A 2,127-nucleotide genomic window follows, 5' to 3' on the forward strand; every position below is an offset into this window, starting at 1 on the left:
TGCCGAGCCGCACAACTACGCGGTGCGAGCCAACCTGATGTGGACCGCGACGCTGGCACTGAACGGCCTGATCGGCGCCGGCGTGCCGCAGGACTGGGCGACCCACATGCTCGGCCACGAGATCACGGCGCTGCACGGACTCGATCACGCACAGACGCTCGCCATCGTGCTGCCGGCCATGCTGAGCGTGCGCCGCGAGTCGAAACGCGGGAAGTTGCTGCAGTACGCCGAACGAGTCTGGAACATCACCGAGGGCAGCGAGGACGAGCGTATCAGTGCGGCGATCACGGCGACGCGTGTGTTCTTCGAACGCATGTCGGTGGGAACCCGCTTGCGCGACTACCAGATTGGCGGCCAGTCAATCGGCACGCTGATCGCGAAGCTCGAAGAGCACGGGATGACGGCATTGGGCGAACACGGCGACGTGACGCTCGACGTGAGCCGCAAGGTGTATCAGGTGGCCGTTTAAGCCCGAACCGGAGAGAGTTCTGCGATGAAGTTCACTAAATTCCTGCTCGCGTGCGCCGCCTTGGCCTCAGTTTCCGGCGCGGCGCTTGCCGACGACGGCACGCTTGCGCCTCGCCAGGTGCCCGCGCGGACCATTCCGGTGCCGACGGAAGTCAGCCCCCAATTGCAAAGGCTCATCGGGACGCCGCTGAACCCCGCCTGGAATGTCTTGTGGACGACGGGCGAGCAATGGAGAACGGCTGCCGACGCACAGGCCGCGAAGGTCATGCAAACGCTCCCGGCCATGCGCGAGCGTCTGGACGTGACGGTGCAGGCATCGACGATCAACGGCGTGAGGGTGCACATCGTGACGCCCAACCATATTCCGCCCGAACATCGCGACAAGGTGCTGATTCATATCCATGGCGGCTGCTACGAGCTTTATCCTGGAGAGTCGGGTACGGGAGAGGCCATCATCATGGCGGGTCTTGGACACTACAAGGTCATTTCGGTCGACTACCGCATGCCGCCCGAGGCTTATTTCCCCGCAGCGCTCGACGACGTCGAGAGTGTGTATAAGTCGGTGCTCCAGAGGAACGACCCAAAGAATGTGGGCGTTTTCGGGACCTCGGCCGGTGGCGCGCTCGTGCTCGAACTGATGCTGCGCGCGAGGCAGGAAGGGCTGAAAATGCCGGGTGCGATCGCACCAGGTACGCCGATGTCCGACCTGACGAAGACTGGCGACTCGTTCTACACGAATGAAAAGGTGGACAACGTCCTGGTGTCGCCCAATGGGTTCTGTCATGCCGCGGCAGTTGTCTACGCGCACGGTCATGATCTGAAGGACCCGCTGCTCTCACCCGTCTACGGAGATATGCATGGCTTTCCGCCGGCGATCCTGACCACAGGAACACGCGACTTGCTGCTCAGCAACACGGTCCGTGTACACCAGAAGCTTCAGCAGTCCGGCGTCGATGCACAACTCGAAGTTTTCGACGGAATGTCGCACGCTCAGTACCAGATGGATGATCGTGTGCCCGAGGACAAAGCGGCATTCGCAGAAATCACTCAATTCTTCGATAGGCACCTCGGCCGTTGATCCCCATTCGAGAGGCGCGCTTTTGCTCCTCTCGAATGGGATTGCGAGACCGATCTCAATAGGATTCCCGGGATCGCTCTCCTGGCGTCGTAGGACGGCTTCATTCCGGCGCGGAGGGTAACACTATCGACCTCCTGCTACGCGCCCATCGGGACAAGGCCGCAGCTGTTGGCGTTCACAATTGATGCTAGCCGTGTTCACAGGAGCGCTAGCGAGTTCAGTAACGCTGCTAGCGTAGCCGTCTGTTTCGTGGAAACCGAGGAGTTCGATAGCGCGATATTGCCCGGAGCGCTGCGCCGAAGTTGGCAGCTTTTCGAAAGATCGATGCTGGCACCGTTTCCAGCAGACTAAGATGCGCTTTGCAGTATTCAGCTGCCGGATCGAGCCATTCCCTCTTCCACCGTGGTGCCGAAACGTCGACTTCGTTGAGCACCAGACATCTGAAGCAACACGCAAGATAACGTTGGTCGGTTATCCACTCAGCCGGCGTTTGGATCGCTTCCAGTCTCCCGTCGCCCACACGAGCCAACTTCGATAGCCGATCGAGTGGCGGTCCAGAGACTCGAGGAAACAATATCGGC

2 protein-coding genes are annotated in these 2,127 nt (G+C 60.7%); both read left to right on the forward strand.

Annotation, left to right across the window (positions count from 1 at the left end):
• Positions 1-469, forward strand: a 469-nt coding sequence (locus PQR42_RS45330; RefSeq protein ID WP_408496061.1) for a dehydroquinate synthase/iron-containing alcohol dehydrogenase family protein, incomplete at its 5' end; no start/stop codon positions are given.
• A gap of 24 nt (positions 470-493) precedes the next feature.
• Positions 494-1,546, forward strand: a complete 1,053-nt coding sequence (locus tag PQR42_RS45335; RefSeq protein ID WP_408496063.1) for a GTSAG motif subfamily hormone-sensitive lipase — start codon at positions 494-496, stop codon at positions 1,544-1,546.
• Positions 1,547-2,127: the final 581 nt, after the last annotated feature.

Source organism: Paraburkholderia sediminicola (genome assembly GCF_046027355.1).
Classification (GTDB): Bacteria; Pseudomonadota; Gammaproteobacteria; order Burkholderiales; family Burkholderiaceae; genus Paraburkholderia; species Paraburkholderia sediminicola_B.

Coding starts and splice junctions, on each gene's coding strand:
- PQR42_RS45335 (WP_408496063.1), top strand. CDS start 494: ATGAAGTTCACTAAATTCCTGCTCGCGTGCGCCGCCTTGGCCTCAGTT.